The sequence below is a fragment of the Pannonibacter carbonis genome, assembly GCF_003012935.1.
In the GTDB taxonomy this organism is placed as follows: Bacteria; Pseudomonadota; Alphaproteobacteria; order Rhizobiales; family Stappiaceae; genus Pannonibacter; species Pannonibacter carbonis.
Genome location: NZ_PUDR01000001.1, coordinates 19,544 through 35,203, shown reverse-complemented (window position 1 = coordinate 35,203; position 15,660 = coordinate 19,544). Strand labels below are relative to the sequence as shown.

At 64.7% G+C, this 15,660-nt stretch carries 15 protein-coding genes; 13 read left to right on the top strand and 2 right to left on the bottom strand.

The features are described 5' to 3' along the window. Positions 1-157 precede the first annotated feature (157 nt). The 8 genes from C8348_RS00165 (at position 158) to C8348_RS00130 (ending at position 7,663) form a co-directional block, all read left to right on the top strand. Entirely contained in the window at positions 158-613 is a 456-nt protein-coding gene (locus C8348_RS00165; RefSeq protein WP_106751245.1) for a TIGR04076 family protein, read from the top strand. Next, entirely contained in the window at positions 610-1,698 is a 1,089-nt protein-coding gene (locus C8348_RS00160; RefSeq protein WP_106751244.1) for an aldo/keto reductase, read from the top strand. The genes C8348_RS00165 and C8348_RS00160 overlap by 4 nt, the downstream gene beginning before the upstream one ends. Next, the gene (locus C8348_RS00155) at positions 1,691-2,464 is read left to right on the top strand and encodes an ABC transporter ATP-binding protein (RefSeq protein WP_106751243.1); all 774 of its coding nucleotides are present in this window, start codon (positions 1,691-1,693) and stop codon (positions 2,462-2,464) included. The genes C8348_RS00160 and C8348_RS00155 overlap by 8 nt, the downstream gene beginning before the upstream one ends. After that, positions 2,457-3,203 carry an ABC transporter ATP-binding protein gene (locus tag C8348_RS00150; RefSeq protein ID WP_106751242.1) on the top strand — a complete coding sequence of 249 codons (747 nt, stop codon included), beginning with the start codon at positions 2,457-2,459 and terminating at the stop codon, positions 3,201-3,203. The genes C8348_RS00155 and C8348_RS00150 overlap by 8 nt, the downstream gene beginning before the upstream one ends. Further along, positions 3,200-4,114, top strand: a complete 915-nt coding sequence (locus C8348_RS00145; RefSeq protein WP_106751241.1) for a branched-chain amino acid ABC transporter permease — start codon at positions 3,200-3,202, stop codon at positions 4,112-4,114. Before C8348_RS00150 ends, C8348_RS00145 begins: the two co-directional genes overlap by 4 nt. Then, the gene (locus C8348_RS00140) at positions 4,111-5,064 is read left to right on the top strand and encodes a branched-chain amino acid ABC transporter permease (RefSeq protein WP_106751240.1); all 954 of its coding nucleotides are present in this window, start codon (positions 4,111-4,113) and stop codon (positions 5,062-5,064) included. Before C8348_RS00145 ends, C8348_RS00140 begins: the two co-directional genes overlap by 4 nt. 23 nt (positions 5,065-5,087) lie before the next feature. Continuing rightward, complete coding sequence (locus tag C8348_RS00135) at positions 5,088-6,353, top strand: ABC transporter substrate-binding protein (protein WP_106751637.1); 1,266 nt, start codon at positions 5,088-5,090, stop codon at positions 6,351-6,353. Between the two features lie 410 nt (positions 6,354-6,763). After that, complete coding sequence (locus C8348_RS00130) at positions 6,764-7,663, top strand: LysR substrate-binding domain-containing protein (protein ID WP_106751239.1); 900 nt, start codon at positions 6,764-6,766, stop codon at positions 7,661-7,663. Positions 7,664-7,674: 11 nt separating this feature from the next. On the opposite strand, the gene C8348_RS00125 is transcribed toward C8348_RS00130, so the two are convergent. Further along, complete coding sequence (locus C8348_RS00125) at positions 7,675-8,244, bottom strand: histidine phosphatase family protein (protein WP_106751238.1); 570 nt, start codon at positions 8,242-8,244, stop codon at positions 7,675-7,677. Positions 8,245-8,727: 483 nt separating this feature from the next. Here C8348_RS00125 and C8348_RS00120 point away from each other — a divergent pair, with 483 nt between their 5' ends. The 5 genes from C8348_RS00120 (at position 8,728) to C8348_RS00100 (ending at position 14,392) form a co-directional block, all read left to right on the top strand. Further along, complete coding sequence (locus C8348_RS00120; RefSeq protein ID WP_244293906.1) at positions 8,728-10,329, top strand: ABC transporter substrate-binding protein; 1,602 nt, start codon at positions 8,728-8,730, stop codon at positions 10,327-10,329. 67 nt (positions 10,330-10,396) lie between these two features. Then, positions 10,397-11,380, top strand: coding sequence for an ABC transporter permease (locus tag C8348_RS00115; protein WP_106751237.1), 984 nt, complete (start codon positions 10,397-10,399; stop codon positions 11,378-11,380). 128 nt (positions 11,381-11,508) lie between these two features. Further along, a complete protein-coding gene (locus C8348_RS00110; protein WP_106751236.1) occupies positions 11,509-12,423 on the top strand; it encodes an ABC transporter permease in 915 nt (304 codons plus the stop codon). A 3-nt stretch (positions 12,424-12,426) separates the two neighbouring features. Then, a complete protein-coding gene (locus C8348_RS00105) occupies positions 12,427-13,410 on the top strand; it encodes an ABC transporter ATP-binding protein (RefSeq protein WP_106751235.1) in 984 nt (327 codons plus the stop codon). Next, positions 13,403-14,392, top strand: coding sequence for an ABC transporter ATP-binding protein (locus C8348_RS00100; protein ID WP_106751234.1), 990 nt, complete (start codon positions 13,403-13,405; stop codon positions 14,390-14,392). The genes C8348_RS00105 and C8348_RS00100 overlap by 8 nt, the downstream gene beginning before the upstream one ends. 488 nt (positions 14,393-14,880) lie before the next feature. On the opposite strand, the gene C8348_RS00095 is transcribed toward C8348_RS00100, so the two are convergent. Beyond that, complete coding sequence (locus C8348_RS00095) at positions 14,881-15,657, bottom strand: SDR family oxidoreductase (protein WP_106751233.1); 777 nt, start codon at positions 15,655-15,657, stop codon at positions 14,881-14,883. Positions 15,658-15,660: the final 3 nt, after the last annotated feature.

The window sequence follows — 15,660 nt, the reverse complement described above, 5'->3', positions numbered from 1 at the left end:
CTCGCCCGGCTGCGGTTTGTCTCGGTTCAGGACCGCTACAGCCACTGGCTGACCTGCCTGAAGTTTAACCATGCGCGGTCGATTGACAATCTCAAGATCCCATACCTAAGATCAAATATCACAGATATCCGGACGCCGATAGGGGAGGGCTCACGGAGTGGCCGACAACAAGGCAGGGGCAGTTGGGGGTACAGAGCGCAACGGCGGGAGCGCAGGAGCCGAACCTGCTCGGCCGGCAGCCGACGACGGCTTCTGGCTCTATGACCTGAAGGTCGAGACGGTCCTTGACGGCCGCACGCCGGTCTGTCGCCACATCGAGGGCGAGAGTTTTCGCGTCGAGGGCGAGGCGCTGGTGTTCGAGCCCGGGCAGCGCGTGTCGATGTATGCGCTCGCCGCCGTGCTGCCGCTGTTGCCGGCCAAGCAGCGCGAGACCTCGCCGTATGACTGGATGTCCACGGACGCGGAAGTGGCTTGTCCGGATCCCCATTGCGGCGGCCGTTTCCGCATCACCCGGACGGGCAAGCGCCGGTTCAGCCACAGCGAGACCACCGGCCTGCCGGAGGCGCGCGAGACCCCTTACTGGAAGAAGGCCGAGGGAGGCCCTGACGAATGACCCAAGTCGAAACCGCGGACCTGCGTCCCGGCCACAGGATTTCCCGCGTCATCAAGGGCGGCTGGCAGCTGGCCGGCGACCATGGCTCGGTCGAGCGCGAGGCCGCGATCGCCGACATGGAAGCCTTCCTCGATGCGGGCATCACGACCTTTGACTGCGCCGACATCTACACCGGCGTGGAGGAGATGATCGGCAGCTTCATTGAGGATGTGCGCAAGCGCCGGGGCGCCGAGGTGACCGAGCGCGCGGTCGTGCACACCAAGCTGGTGCCGGACCTGTCGCGGCTGGCCGACATCCGCCCCGACGAGGTGGAAGCCATTGTCGACCGGTCGCTGAAGCGGCTGCAGATCGACCGGCTGCATCTGGTGCAGTTCTTCTGGTGGGATCTCAGCATCGGCGATGCAGTCTCTGCCTTCGAGGTGCTGAAGCGCTGCCAGGAGAAGGGCAAGATCGGCAGTCTCGGCACGACCAACTGGAACGAGATGCAGATGGCTCGCTTTACGGATGCGGGCTTCGACGTGGTCTCGGCGCAGGTGCAGTATTCGATCCTCGACCGGCGCCCGGCCACAGGCCTCGCCTCCTGGGCGAGGGCGCAGGACATGCAGTTGCTGTGCTACGGCACCCTGGCCGGCGGCTTCCTGACGGAGGCCTGGCTGGGCCAGCCCGATCCGGGCTTTGCCTTCGACAACCGGTCGCTGGTGAAGTACCGGCTGATCATCGACGAGTTCGGCTCCTGGGACCTGTTCCAGACGCTGCTGGAAACGCTGAAGGCCGTCGGCGACCGGCACGGCGTGTCGCTGTCGAGCGTGGCAACGCGCTGGGTGCTGGACCAGCCGCAGGTCGCCGCCGCCATCGTCGGCGCACGCTACGCCCGGCATCTGCCGAAGACGCTGGAGGTGTTCCGCCTGACGCTGGATGAGGCCGACCGGGCGCGGATTGCCGCCGTGATTGCGCAGGCGAAGGGCCCGAGCGGTCCCGTCTACGGCCTTGAAGGCGACCGGACCAGCCGGCACGGCCGCATCATGAAATACAACCTCAACACCCGGCCGGATGATCAGGTTCTCGAGGCGGCGAGCCATGGCTGAGATCCTGCTGTCGACCCGAGGCCTGTCGCGCGACTTCAACGGCTTCCGGGCCGTCGACGACGTGTCGCTGGACATCCGCGCCGGCACCATCACCGGCCTGATCGGCCCGAACGGCGCCGGCAAGTCGACGCTGTTCAACCTGCTCACCGGCATGCTGCGGCCGAGTTCCGGCCGCGTCACCCTGAAGGGGGCCGACGTGACCGGACTTGCGCCGGATGCGCTGTTCCGCAAGGGGCTGGGGCGGACATTCCAGATCCCGCGGCCCTTTGCCCGGATGAGCGTGCTGGAAAACGTGATGATGGCGCCGGTGGCGCAGTCCGGGGAAAGCCTCCTCGGGCCGCTGCTGTTCCCCGCGCGGGTCGCCGCCGAGGAGAAGCGCAACCGCGAGCGCGCCATGGCGGTGCTGGAGTTCGTGACCCTCGCCAAGCTGGCCGACCATCCGGCCGGCAAGATCTCCGGCGGGCAGATGAAACTGCTGGAGCTGGCGCGCGTCTTGATGGGCGATCCGGCGATCATCCTGCTCGACGAGCCGGCGGCCGGCGTCAACCCGACGCTGACGGGTATCCTGATCGAGAAGATCGAGGAGCTGAACCGGCAGGGCAAGACCTTCGTCATCATCGAGCACGACATGGATTTCGTCATGCGCCACTGCGACCCGGTGATCGCGCTCGCCGAAGGCCGCGTCGTCTTCGAGGGCAGCGCCGCCGAGGCGCAGGCCAATCCGGTGCTGCTGGATGCCTATCTGGGGAGCATGGCCGATGCCTGAGACGGGACCCACCGGGGCGGGACTTGAGGTGCGCGGGCTGGTGGCCGGCTATATCCCGGACCTGCCGATCCTGAAGGACGTGTCGGTGACGGTCGCGCCGCAGAGCGTGACCGTCATCATCGGGCCGAACGGCGCCGGCAAGTCGACGCTGATCAAGGCGATTGCCGGGCTGGTGCCGGTGAGCGGGGGATCGGTGACGCTGGCAGGCCGGGCCATCACCGGCATCGCACCGGACCGGATGGCGGGCGAGGGCATCGCCTATGTGCCGCAGACCGACAACATCTTCCGCACGCTGACCATCCGCCAGAACCTGGACCTGGCCCTGCGCAAGGCGGGCGGCGAGGCCAGAGCGCGGCTCGACGAGCTGTTCACCCGGTTTCCGCCGCTGGCGGCCAAACAGAAGGAAAGGGCCGGGGCGCTGTCGGGCGGCCAGCGGCAGTTCCTGGCGGTTGCCATGGCGCTGGCGGTGAAGCCGTCGCTGATCCTGATGGACGAGCCCTCCGCCGGCCTGTCGCCGAAGGCGGCGGAAGAAGTCCTGGCGCTCGCGCGCGGACTGACGGCGCAGGGCACCACCATCCTGCTGGTCGAGCAGAACGTGAAGCAGGCGCTGCGCATCGCCGACCACTGCTACATCCTCGCCGACGGGCGCAACCAGATCGACGGATCGGCCGCCGCGCTGATTGCCGATCCGGTGGTGGGCGAGATCTATCTGGGCGGCAAGAGGCTGAGGGCATCATGATCCAATCGCTTGCCGACGGCATTCTCGTGGGTGCGGTCCTGTCGCTGGGCGCAATCGGGCTGACGATGGTCATGCACATGCTGCGCTTTGCCAATTTTGCCCATGCGGAGCTTCTGACCATCGGCGCCTATGCGGCGCTGGTGTTCGACCGGGTCTTCCAGGGCGTGAATGCCACGCTGGGGGCAAAGCTCGCGCCGCTGACCCTGACCGGATCGCTTGTCGTGGCGATGGCCATTGCCATGGCGATCACCGGCGCCTCCGCCGTGCTGATCGACCGGTTCGTCTTCCGCCGGGTGCGGGAGAAGGGCGGCGAACTGTCGATGGTCTTTGCCTCCTTCGGTGTCGCGCTGATCGTGCGCAATGTCATCGGGCTCATTTTCGGGCTGCACACGGAACTCTATTCCAAGGGCATCGCCTTTGCCGTGGTGGTCAGCCGGGATCCGCTGCTGCTGATCAAGCCGGATCAGGTGTTCGTGCTGGCGGCAACGCTGGTCATCATGCTGGTGCTGCATCTTGTGCTGTCGCGCACGACGCTCGGCTATGCGTTGCGCGCCGTGGCGGAGAACCCGTCGCTGGCGCAGGTCAACGGCATTCCGCTGAAGCGGATGATCGTGCTGATCTGGGTGATCGGCGGCGGCCTGGCGGCTACGGCCGGTATCTTCTACGGCCTCACCAACCACCTGTCGCCGGTGATGGGCCGCGACCTGGTGCTGCCGATCTTTGCCGCGGCCATCGTCGGCGGCATCGGCAGCATCTACGGCGCGGCGCTGGGCGGCATGATCGTCGGCATCGCCTCGAGCCTCGCGCTGCTGATCCTGCCCTCCGGCTATTCGCCCTCGGTTCCCTTCCTCATCATTCTCGCGGTGCTCCTGGTGCGCCCGAACGGTCTCTTCGGCGAGGTGCGCGCATGATCGGGATCCTGTCCTATCTGGTCTTTTTCGCCACGCTGGCCTCGATCCTGGCCATCGCCGTGCTGGGGCTGAACCTGCAGTGGGGCAACACGGGCCTCTTCAACGGCGGGGTCGCGGCTTTCTTCGGGGCCGGGGCCTATGTCACGCTGATCCTCGGCGGCCAGCCGCAGGACGAGCATCTGGGCGGCTTTGCCTTGCCCTATCTTGTGGCGCTCGCCGGCGGCATCGCGGCGGCGGCGCTGCTGGCCTGGATCGTCGGCCGTCTGACGCTGAAACTCAGGCATGATTATCTGGCGATTGCCACTTTCGGCGTGGCGGTGGCCTTTGAAAATGTCATGCGCAATGCGCTGTGGCTGACCGGCGGCGCGCAGGGCCTGCGGGGCTTCGAGCGCCCCATGCGGGACCTGCTCGGCGATGGCTTGAACTATAACTCCGTGTTCCTGGCTTTCGTGCTCGTGCTTCTGCTGCTGGTCTATGGAGTGCTGCAGCGACTGGCCGGCTCGCCCTTTGGCCGGCTGCTCCGGGCGATCCGCGAGGACGAGGACGCGGCCCGCTCGCTCGGCAAGATGCCGGCGCGGATCCGTCTCACCGCTTTTGTTACCGGCTCGGCGATCATGGGGCTGGCCGGCGGCCTCTATGGAACTTTCTATGCCTTCGTCAGCCCGCAGGACGTGCTCCCCACGCTGACCTTCCAGATCTGGGCCATGCTGATCGTCGGCGGCGCGGGCAACAACCGGGGCGCCATTGCGGGGGCCTTCCTGATCTGGGGCGCCTGGACCGCCAGCGGCTGGGCCCTCTCCCGTTTCGCGCCCGTCGAGGCGCAACTCTATACCGGTTCGATCCAGTTCATCCTGATCGGTCTGGTCATCGTCGGCATGCTGCTCTGGCGTCCGCAGGGACTGTTTCCGGAACGGCTGGTCGTATCGCAATCGGGAAAACCCGGACATTGAGCAGAGGGGACTAGAAGATGACGATGAAGCGGAGTGTTCACACAGCCGGGCTTGGGCTGGTTCTCGGACTGGGGCTGGTGCCCGTGGCGGGAGAGGCCATGGCACAGTCCTGCACGCAGAAGATCGGCGCGGTGCTGCCGATCTCGGTCGACTGGGGCCGACCCATCGCCGAGACGGCGAAGTTCGTGGTCGAGCAGGTCAATTCGGTCGGCGGCGTTGCCGGCTGCAACATCGAGCTGGTGCTGCGCGACGACCAGACCGACCCGAAGGTGGGTGTGGACGCGGCCAAGGCGCTCGTCGACATCGACCAGGTGCCGGTGCTGCTCGGATCGGTGTCGAGCGGCGTGTCGATGCCGATCCTGACCTCGGTGACCGTGCCGGGCAAGGTGATGCAGATGTCCTGCTGCTCGTCCTCGACCGCCTTCACCAAGCTCGCCGAACAGGGCAAGACCGACGGCCTGTGGTTCCGCACCTTCGCCACCTCGCGCGTGCAGGCGGCCGTCGGCGCCATGGTGGCACGCGACAAGGGCTACAAGTCGGTCGCCATCCTCTACAAGAACGACGACTGGGGCCAGGACATCGGCAAGATCGTTGCCGCCAATCTGGAGAAGCTCGGCATCAAGGTGACCGCGCAGGTGGCGCTGAACGATGCCCAGCCCTCCTACCGGGCGGAAGTGGCCGAGGCGCTGGCCGGCCAACCGGAAGCGGTCTACCTGGCGCTTTACCCGACCGAAGGGACGGCGGCCGTGCGCGAATGGCTGTCGCTCGGCGGCACGCAGAACATGATCATGGCCAACTCGCTGAAGTCTGACGACTTCCGCAAGAATGTCGGAATCGAGTATCTCGGCAATGCAGTGGGCACCGACACGTCCTCGCCGCGCACGCCCTCCGCTGAAGCCTTCGTGAAGCGCTATGTCGAGAAGTTCGGCGGCCAGCCGAATGGTCCCGGTCTCGCCAACAGCTATGACGCGACCATGATCGCGCTCCTGGCAATGCAGGCGGCCGGCAAGGACGCCAAGGGTCCGCAGATCGCGGCGATGGTCGCCAAGGTGACCGATCCCAAGGGCACGCCGGTGACGGCGGATGCGGCCGGCTTTGCCGAGGCTACCAAGATCCTCGCGGGCGGCGGCACCGTGCTCTACCAGGGCGCGACCGGCAACGTGAAGTTCGATGCCAACGGCGACGTCTCGGCACCGGCCGTGGTGTGGAGCTTCACCAACGAGGGCACCAAGGAAGACACCTACATTCCGCTGGAAGAGGTGGATGCGTTCGTTGCCTCGATGAAATAAGCAGTCCGACAGGCAATGAAACACGGCCGCCCCCGGGCAAAGGGGGCGGCCGTTTGCGTTCCGGCGGCAGGGTCAAGGGGTGCTACCGGAGCGATGCTGCGATGGCGGCGAGGCCTCAGGGGCCCTTGCGGAAGGGGCGGCCGTCACGCAGGCCAATGTCCTGCTGCAAATCGACTGATAAGTTCCTTGTATCGATCGCACGGAGCCGTTCGCTTCGTTCGGCGTCGTCCAAGGTACGGTGTGGATTGGTGAATATGGCCCTGAACATTGAGAAAACTCCGTTCTTCCAGAGATATACGGCGATGCTTGTCATGGGAGAGGTTTTCGTGCTGCTATGTCTGCAGCGTACTTAGTCCGCAAACCGGGGTAAAAACCAATCAAACGACCAACCAGAGACATAAGGTGGTTTAATGACTGATTTGCCCCCGATGGCAGCGCTCCGTGTCTTCGAAGCCGCCGCGCGGCGCGGCAATTTCACCCGCGCGGCCGAGGAGCTGGGCATGACACAGGCGGCGGTGAGCTATCAGATCAAGCTGCTTGAGGAGCGCAGCGGCGGTCCGTTGTTTCGGCGGGCGGCGCGGCACGTTGAGCTGACCGATCTTGGCCGTCAGCTGGCGCCGGCTGTGCATGACGCGTTCGATCTGATCCGTGATGCCTTTGCGGGGGTGCGGGCGCAGGCGGAGGGGGCTTTGACCATCAGCTGCGTTCCGACCTTCGCCACCCAGTGGCTCGCCCGGCATCTGGGGACATTCCAGCTGTTGCAGCCGAAACTCGCGGTCCGGGTTGAAACTTCCGGCCAGCTGACAGATTTCGGCCGTGATCCGGTCGATGTCGCGATCCGCTCCGGCAAGGGGGACTGGCCGGGACTGACGTCGGAACTTCTCTTGCCCGCAACCTTCACGCCGATGCTGCATCCAGATCTGGCGCAGGGAATTGGTGGACTTCGGGAGCCGGCGGATCTTCTCAAGCTGAAGATCATTGATCCGTCGGATCCCTGGTGGCAACTGTGGTTCGAGGCGGCCGGGGTAACTTGCACCGACCTTGGCAGTCGAACACAGACGCGGCTGGGCGCGCAGATCCTGGAGGCCAATGCGGCGGCAGCTGGGCAGGGGGTCGCGATCCTGACACCCTGGTTCTATCGCGACGAGATCGAGCGCGGCCGTCTCGTGCAACCTTTTCCGCTGACCTGTGACGATGGCAGCGGCTACTGGCTGTGCTATCCGCCGGCACGGCGCAACAGCCCCAAGATCAAGGCCTTCCGGCAGTGGATCGTCACTGCCATGTTGGAAGACACTGAGCGAGCCACCTGAGCGTCGGGCGTTCAGGCAAGGCGTGCCGTGCCGACCAAGCGGGGTGACGCACCTGAAAGCCGGCTGACTATGACAAGCTCGCCGCTGGCCGGGACGATGCCTGTCAGCGCCGTGATGTTGACCTGATGGGTCACGAGAATTCGCGGCTTGGCAGAGGTCTGCGCGGCGAGCCAGGTGTCCAACTCGCGGGTCTGAACAGATCTCCGGCCAGGATCGGCGAAGAACGAGTTCAACGCGGGCAGTTCCTTGACTTCGCCAAGGTCCAGCAGCCGCGCTGTGTCAAGGCAACGGCACCACTGGCTGGAGAAAACCCCCGCCTTTTCAAGTCCAATGTCGCGCAACCGGGCACCGATAGCGCGGGCCTGATCCCGCCCGGCGGGCGACAAGTTGCGCTGTGTGCTGCAATCCCCAAGCCGGAACCCCTCCGGATCGCCGGTTCCAGGCGCCAAGGCATGACGCAGCAGGGCCACTACCTCGCCGCGTTTTACGGCCGGTAGCCAGGAAAGCGGCTCCTGCGCTGTTGCGGGCCGGATGGCCAGAAACAGCGGCAGGGCTAGCATGGCGCGGCGCGTTATCGGCATGGCACGTCCTGGGCAAAGACATGTTCGGGAGACAAACGTTGCGGCAGAAGGACTGGATCACCCGCCAGACAGAATCAGGTCCGGAAAAATTCGGAAATGAAGTGCCGGGCCTGCTAGCCGCCAAATGCAACGAACCGGCCGGATGTTGTTATTTTTGACGGGTATACTGCATGTCCTCACCGTGGTTGGTGGCGCTGCGGTTCAAGTCAAATCCAAGGAAAACCTTGATTTGTCCGGTGTGCGGGAGTCTTCCGGCCCAGTGTGCAAGCACATCTCGGGAAGGCGTGAATTCTTTTTCTATTGAAGCTTGAAGTTCCGGTTTCCATAGGTAGTATCGCCTAAGTTTGACCCCAACGGGGATGCACATTGTTGTGTGTCCGTTGAGAGAGGAAGAAAATTCCTCCTGGGTCAGCTAAGGGGAACAAAATCTGGCTGCTTGATCCTCGGGGTCAGCAACAACAGGAAAAGTGGAAGGAGAACTCCATGAGTTTCGGATTGATGCGGTCGGCGCTGTTGCGCCGGACGACCGCCGCCTTGCTCGCTGGTGCCGCGCTGGCGCTGACCTTTGCCCCGGCCGAGGCCAAGACCTTGCGCTGGGCACGTGTCGGCGACGCGCTGACGCTGGACCCGCACTCGGCCAACGAAGGCCCGACGTCGACCCTGCTGCATCACGTGTATGAAACGCTGGTCACCCGTGCGGTCGACGGTACGCTGATGCCGGGCCTGGCGACCGAGTGGAACATTGATCCGCTTGATCCGACGGTTTGGGTCTTCAAGCTGCGTGAAGGCGTGAAGTTCCACGATGGCGCGGCGCTCACCGCCGAGGACGTCGTTGCGTCCATGGAACGCGTGCGCAAGGAAACCTCAGACTTCAAGGGCCTGCATTCCGGCGTTGTCGGCGCTGAGGCGGACGGCGACTATACCGTGCGCATCAAGATGGACGGCCCGTCCCCGCTCTACGTCCAGAACCTGACCAACTTCTTCATCATGGACAAGGACTGGATTGCGGCGAACGGTGTCGAGATGCCGCAGGACCGCAAGAACGCTGAAGAAAAGTTCACGGTGCGCAACGCAAATGGCACCGGCCCTTACAAGGTGACGTTACGTGATCCGGAAGTGCGCACAGTTCTGACCTATTTCGACGGTCACTGGGACACCAAGCCGGATGTGACCGAGATTGTCTACACCCCGATCAAGGAAGCTGCGACCCGCGTTGCCGCTCTTCTGTCGGGTGAAGTCGACTTCGTTCAGGACGTGCCGGTGCAGGATATCTCGCGCCTGCTGAATACGCCTGGCGTCGCCGTGACCACTGGTCCAGAGAACCGTTCGATCTTCTTTGGGTATGATCAGGGCTCTGACAAGCTGCGTTCGGCGAATACCCCGGACAACCCGTTCAAGAAGCCGGAAGTGCGCGAAGCCATGGCGCTTGCCATGGACCGCGATGCAATCATGAAGGTCGTGATGCGCGGGCAGTCTCTGCCGTCTGGCGTCGCAATGCCTCCCTTCGTCAACGGCTGGACCCCGGATCTGGACGCCTACCCGGAGCCTGACTACGAAAAGGGCAAGGCCCTGCTTGCTGAGGCTGGTTACCCGGAAGGTTTCTCGGTCGATCTGAATTGCCCCAATGACCGCTATCTGAACGACGAAGCGATCTGCCAGGCCTATGTCGGCATGCTCGGCCGTATCGGCATCAAGGCAAACCTGGTGTCGCAGTCCCGCACGCTGCATTTCCCGCTGATCCAGAAGTTCGAAACCGACTTCTACCTCCTCGGCTGGGGTGTGCCGACCTTCGATAGCGCCTACGTCTTCGACTTCCTCATCCACTCGCCGGAAGGCGCTCGTGGTGGCTGGAATGCGACCAAGTACCTGAACCCGGAAGTCGATGCGATGATCAAGTCGCTTGCGACCGAGATCGACACCAACGTCCGCAACTCGACCGTGACGAAGATCTGGGACCAGGTACAGAAGGACCGCGTGCTCTTGTCGGTGCACAACCAGCTGCTGGCTTATGCGACGCGCGACAACATCGGCATCGCCGTGCATCCGGAAAACCAGCCGAAGATGACCGACGTCAAGTTCAAGTGATCTTGACCTGAATGATGCCGGAGCCCCACGCAGAAGGGGGCTCCGGCTGCTTTTCCGGGGACATAACATGATTGCATTCATTCTGAGGCGGCTGGTCCAGTCCGTTCTCGTGATGCTCGTCGTCTCATTGGTTTCCTTCGTCATGTTCCGCTTTGTCGGGGACCCGATTGCCGCAATCGTCGGGCAGGAGACCTCTATTGCCGATCGCGAAACGCTGCGCGAGCATCTTGGCCTCAACGATCCCGTTCTCATGCAGTTCCTCGGTTTCATAGGGCGCGTGGTCCAGGGGGACTTCGGCATCTCTTACCGGCTGCAGCAGCCCGTGATGGAACTGATCCTGTCGCGGTTGCCCGCAACACTGGAGCTAGCGTTGGTCTCCGGTGTCGTCGCCTTCGTGGCGGGCGTCGCCCTGGGGGTCTATACAGCACTCAATCGGCGCGGTGTGGCTGCGGCGACCATCATGTCGACTTCTTTGATCGGCGTGTCCTTGCCGACCTTTCTGATCGGTGTCTTGCTGATCTGGGTTTTTGCAGTCGAACTCCAGTGGTTGCCTAGTTTCGGTCGAGGGGAAACGGTCACTGTCGGAGGTTGGACAACAGGCTTTCTGACAGGCTCCGGCCGCGCCTCTCTGGTCCTTCCGGTGATTACGCTGGGCCTCTACCAGATGACCCTTATCATGCGGTTGGTCCGGGCCGAGATGCTGGAAGTGCTGCGCACCGACTACATCAAGTTCGCGCGGGCCCGTGGGCTCAGCAACCGGGCCGTCAACTTTGGCCATGCGCTGAAGAACACGCTGGTTCCGGTGATCACCATTGCCGGCCTGCAGCTCGGCTCGATCATTGCCTTCGCCATCATCACCGAGACCGTGTTCCAGTGGCCGGGGGTCGGCGCGCTGTTCATCAATTCGGTGCAGTTTGTCGATGTGCCGGTGATGGCTGCCTATCTTTTGTTGATCTCCTTCATCTTCGTGGTGATCAACCTGATCGTCGACCTGCTCTATTACGTGGTTGATCCGCGGCTGCGCGTTGACCGCGCGTCGGCGCGTCATTGAGACGAGGCTGATGTGATGACCGACAGCCCGAAACCCGCCCCCGCAATTCCGAATTCCAGCGACGCCCGCCGGCATATGGTCTTCAACGACCTTGCCCCGGCTGTGGCCTTGCCGTTGGGAGGACGCAGATGAACAGTTTCGCCCGTGCCTGGGATAGCGATATCGCCTATTCCTTCCGCCGCTCACCCGTCGCCATCCTTGCGACACTTGTCTCCCTGGCGATCATCCTGCCGGCGATCTTTGCGCCGCTGCTCGCCCCTTATGATCCGTTCAACCCGGCAAGCCTCAACCTGATGGACGGGTTTACCCCTCCGGGGGAGCCGAATGCCTTTACCGGCAACGTCTTTCTTCTCGGTACCGACAACCAGGGTCGCGACATTCTCTCCGCCATTCTCTATGGCGCGCGGATCTCTCTGTTTGTCGGTTTCTCGGCGGTGCTGTTCGGCATGGTGCTGGGTATCACGCTGGGCCTGCTGGCCGGCTGGCGTGGCGGCTGGGTCGACAGTCTGCTGATGCGCATCGCCGATGTGCAGATGTCCTTCCCCTCGATCCTGATCGCGCTGCTGATCTTCGGCGTGGCGCGCGGCTTCATTCCGCAGGACATGCGCGAGGAACTGGCGATCTGGGTGTTGATCGTCTCCATTGGTCTTTCGGAATGGGTGCCCTTCGCCCGTGTCGTGCGCGGTTCCACCATGGTGGAGAAGAACAAGGAATATGTGCAGGCCGCGCGTGTGATCGGCGTGCATCCTGCCCGTATCGTTTCCACGCACATCCTGCCAAACGTGCTGGGACCGGTGCTGGTGATCGCCACCATTCACCTTGCGCTGGCGATCATTGCCGAGGCGACGCTGTCCTTCCTCGGTGTCGGCGTGCCGCCGACCCAGCCCTCGCTGGGCACCCTGATCCGCATCGGCCAGGGCTTCCTGTTCTCCGGTGAATGGTGGATCCTGCTGTTCCCGGCTGTCACCCTTCTGGCGCTGGCGCTTTCGGTCAACCTGCTCGGTGACTGGCTGCGCGATGCGCTCAACCCGCGCCTGAGGTGAGCCATGGCTGACGTTCTTCTGTCCGTCCGCGATCTGGTCGTGGAGTTTCCCACCCGTCGCGGCATCCTGACCGCCATCAACAAGGTCTCCTTCGACATCCACGCCGGCGAGGTGCTTGGCGTCGTCGGTGAGTCCGGGGCTGGCAAATCACTGACCGGGGCGGCCATCATCGGTCTGCTCGAACCGCCGGGCCGTGTGGCCGGCGGCGAGATCCGCCTGAAGGGCGAGCGGATTGACAACCTGCCGCCGGAGGGCATGCGCAAGATCCGCGGCCGCCGCATCGGCATGGTGTTCCAGGATCCGCTGACCAGCCTCAATCCGCTCTACACCATCGCGCAGCAGCTGACGGAGACCATCCTGACGCATATGCCGGTGTCCAAGGTCGAGGCGCGCCAGCGGGCGATTGCCCTGCTTGACCGCGTCGGCATTCCGGCTGCGGCCCGGCGCATCGACGACTACCCGCATCACTTCTCCGGCGGCATGCGCCAACGCGTGGTGATTGCGCTGGCGCTGGCGGCCGAGCCGGAACTGGTCATCGCCGACGAGCCGACAACGGCGCTGGATGTGTCGGTGCAGGCGCAGATTATCGACCTAATCAAGGAGATGTGCAGCGAACGCGGAGCGGCCGTCATGCTGATCACCCACGACATGGGCGTGATTGCCGAGACGGCGGACCGGGTGGCGGTGCTCTACGCCGGACGCCTGGCCGAGATCGGCCCGGTGCATGACGTGATCACGCGCGCCGAGCATCCCTACACACGCGGTCTGATGGGCTCGATCCCGACCTTGACCCAGGACAGTGACCGGCTGGTCCAGATCCCCGGGGCGATGCCGCGTCTCACGTCGATCCCGAAGGGTTGCGCTTTCAATCCGCGCTGCGACCAAGTGTTTGCCCGTTGCCATACGGAGCGACCGGATCCAATTGATCGTCCCGGCGGGCGGCAGGTGGCCTGCTGGCTGTACCAGAAGGAGATGGCCAATGTCTGAGGCCCTGATCCGCGTTGAAAACCTGTGGCGGCGCTTCGATGTCTCCAAGCCCTGGCTGAACCGCGTCATCGAGCGGGAAGAGCGTCAGTTCCTAACCGCCGTTGCCGATGTCAATTTCGAGATCCGCAAGGGCGAAACCTTTGCCCTCGTGGGCGAATCGGGCTCGGGCAAGTCGACCATCGCCAAGATGGTGGTCGGGCTGATCCCGGCGTCCTCCGGGCGCATCCTCTTTGACGGCACGCCCATGACCGGGACCGTCGGTGCGGATATGCGCGCGATCCGCCGCCGGTTCCAGATGATCTTCCAGGACCCGTTCGCGAGCCTCAATCCACGCTGGCATGTGGGTGACATCATCGCCGAGCCGATCCATACCTTCGGTCTGGCGAGCGGGGCGGATGCGGCCAATCAGGTCGGCAAGCTGCTCGACACGGTGGGCCTGTCGGCGAAGGATGCGGAGAAATACCCGCACGAGTTCTCAGGCGGCCAGCGCCAGCGTATCGCCATCGCGCGCGCGCTGTCGTCGCGGCCGGAGTTCATCGTCTGCGACGAACCGACCTCGGCGCTGGACGTGTCCGTCCAGGCGCAGATCCTCAACCTGATGCGCGACCTGCAGGATGAACTGGGGCTGACCTACCTGTTCATCAGCCACGATCTGTCGGTGGTGCGCCACATGGCCAACCGGATCGGCGTGCTCTATCTCGGCCGCCTCGTCGAGGTGTCGGAGGGCAAGTCGCTGTTCCGCCAGCCGCAGCATCCCTACACGCGGATGCTGCTCGACGCGGTGCCGGACCTTGCCATGTCGGGCCGGCGCCGCAAGCCGGTGGAGGGCGAGATCCCGAACCCGATCAACCCGCCCTCCGGCTGCGCCTTTCATCCGCGCTGCCCGGTTGCCATGGACCGCTGCAAGGTGGAAGCGCCGAAGGACCGCGACACGCCAATCGGCCGCGCCGCCTGCTTCGCCCTCGAGATGCAGCCGGCCTGACCGGTCGCGGATTGCTGAACACGAAAGGCCCCGCCGGGCGAACCGGCGGGGCTTTTTTCTTTGACCGAAGCGGCATCCAGTGTTCGTCATCCCTGCCAAGCGAAGCGCCGAGCCGGGTAACTGGAGCCCCTCTCGCCACAGCAAGGCACTCCCGGCTGAGATCCGGTCTGCACCATGTTCGATGTGACAGACCGTGCCGGGCTGGTCTAACACTGTCGGAGCCTCTCCGCCCCCCCTCCCCCTTGTGGGGAGGGGTTTGGGGGTGGGGGGAGCGGACTTAAATCCAGGCTACTCGTTTCTTACCAGACGCACTGCGCACACTTTGCGATCTGACGGTGGCCCGTGCCCCCCACCCCTCCCCACAAGGGGGAGGGGAGCGGAAAGGCCACGAAAGCCGTCTGGCCAAGTACGCAACAGGCCCTCAAGGGGGGAGAGGGGACTGCGGCAAGGGAGGGCCTTCTGGACCGATCAGCCTGGCCGCCAACCCGTCAGTGGCTGCGGGTGGCGCCGCCGTCGATGCGGATCATGCTGCCGGTGACGTAGCCGGCCCGTTCCGAGGCGAGGAATGCGACCATGTCGGCAAATTCCTCCGGGCGGCCATAACGGCCCATCGGGATCGACTCGGCCGAGGCCTTCGCGGTTTCCTCGACGGTCTTGCCGCTGCGCTTGGCGGCGGCGGCGTCCAGTTCGTCGATGCGGGTGGTGTGGATGCGGCCGGGCAGCACCACGTTGACGGTGACGCCGTCGCGGGCAACCTCGGACGCCAGCGTCTTCGACCAGCCGACGACGGCGGAGCGGATGCCGTTCGACAGGGCCAGATTGGGGATCGGCAGTTCGACGCCCGACGAGGCAATGGTGATGACGCGGCCCCATTTCTTCGCCTGCATCGCCGGGATCAGCCGGCCGCTCAGGTGGAAGAGGTTGGCGGCCATCGCCTCGAACTGGGCGATCCAGAGCGCGCGGTCGGTGGTGAGTGCGGGGCCCGGGGGCGGGCCGCCGATGTTGTTGACGAGGATGTCGACGCCGCCTTCCGCGAGCAGCTTGTCGAGCGCTGCGTCGATGGCGGCAAGGTTGGTCAGGTCAAGCGGCAGGGCGGTGACCTTCGCGCCGGGCAGGGCCGCGGCCCATTCGTCGATGGCCGAGGCCGTGCGGGCGGCGGCAACAACATGCGCGCCTTCACGCGCCAGCACTTCGGCAATGGCGCGGCCGAGGCCGCGGCTGGCGCCCAGCACCAGGGCGCGCTTGCCATTCAGTCCGAGATCCATGGG

Coding starts and splice junctions, on each gene's coding strand:
- C8348_RS00115 (WP_106751237.1), top strand. CDS start 10,397: ATGATTGCATTCATTCTGAGGCGGCTGGTCCAGTCCGTTCTCGTGATG.
- C8348_RS00160 (WP_106751244.1), top strand. CDS start 610: ATGACCCAAGTCGAAACCGCGGACCTGCGTCCCGGCCACAGGATTTCC.
- C8348_RS00155 (WP_106751243.1), top strand. CDS start 1,691: ATGGCTGAGATCCTGCTGTCGACCCGAGGCCTGTCGCGCGACTTCAAC.
- C8348_RS00140 (WP_106751240.1), top strand. CDS start 4,111: ATGATCGGGATCCTGTCCTATCTGGTCTTTTTCGCCACGCTGGCCTCG.
- C8348_RS00110 (WP_106751236.1), top strand. CDS start 11,509: ATGAACAGTTTCGCCCGTGCCTGGGATAGCGATATCGCCTATTCCTTC.
- C8348_RS00135 (WP_106751637.1), top strand. CDS start 5,088: ATGAAGCGGAGTGTTCACACAGCCGGGCTTGGGCTGGTTCTCGGACTG.
- C8348_RS00130 (WP_106751239.1), top strand. CDS start 6,764: ATGACTGATTTGCCCCCGATGGCAGCGCTCCGTGTCTTCGAAGCCGCC.
- C8348_RS00125 (WP_106751238.1), bottom strand. CDS start 8,244: ATGCCGATAACGCGCCGCGCCATGCTAGCCCTGCCGCTGTTTCTGGCC.
- C8348_RS00120 (WP_244293906.1), top strand. CDS start 8,728: ATGAGTTTCGGATTGATGCGGTCGGCGCTGTTGCGCCGGACGACCGCC.
- C8348_RS00105 (WP_106751235.1), top strand. CDS start 12,427: ATGGCTGACGTTCTTCTGTCCGTCCGCGATCTGGTCGTGGAGTTTCCC.
- C8348_RS00095 (WP_106751233.1), bottom strand. CDS start 15,657: ATGGATCTCGGACTGAATGGCAAGCGCGCCCTGGTGCTGGGCGCCAGC.
- C8348_RS00150 (WP_106751242.1), top strand. CDS start 2,457: ATGCCTGAGACGGGACCCACCGGGGCGGGACTTGAGGTGCGCGGGCTG.
- C8348_RS00145 (WP_106751241.1), top strand. CDS start 3,200: ATGATCCAATCGCTTGCCGACGGCATTCTCGTGGGTGCGGTCCTGTCG.
- C8348_RS00100 (WP_106751234.1), top strand. CDS start 13,403: ATGTCTGAGGCCCTGATCCGCGTTGAAAACCTGTGGCGGCGCTTCGAT.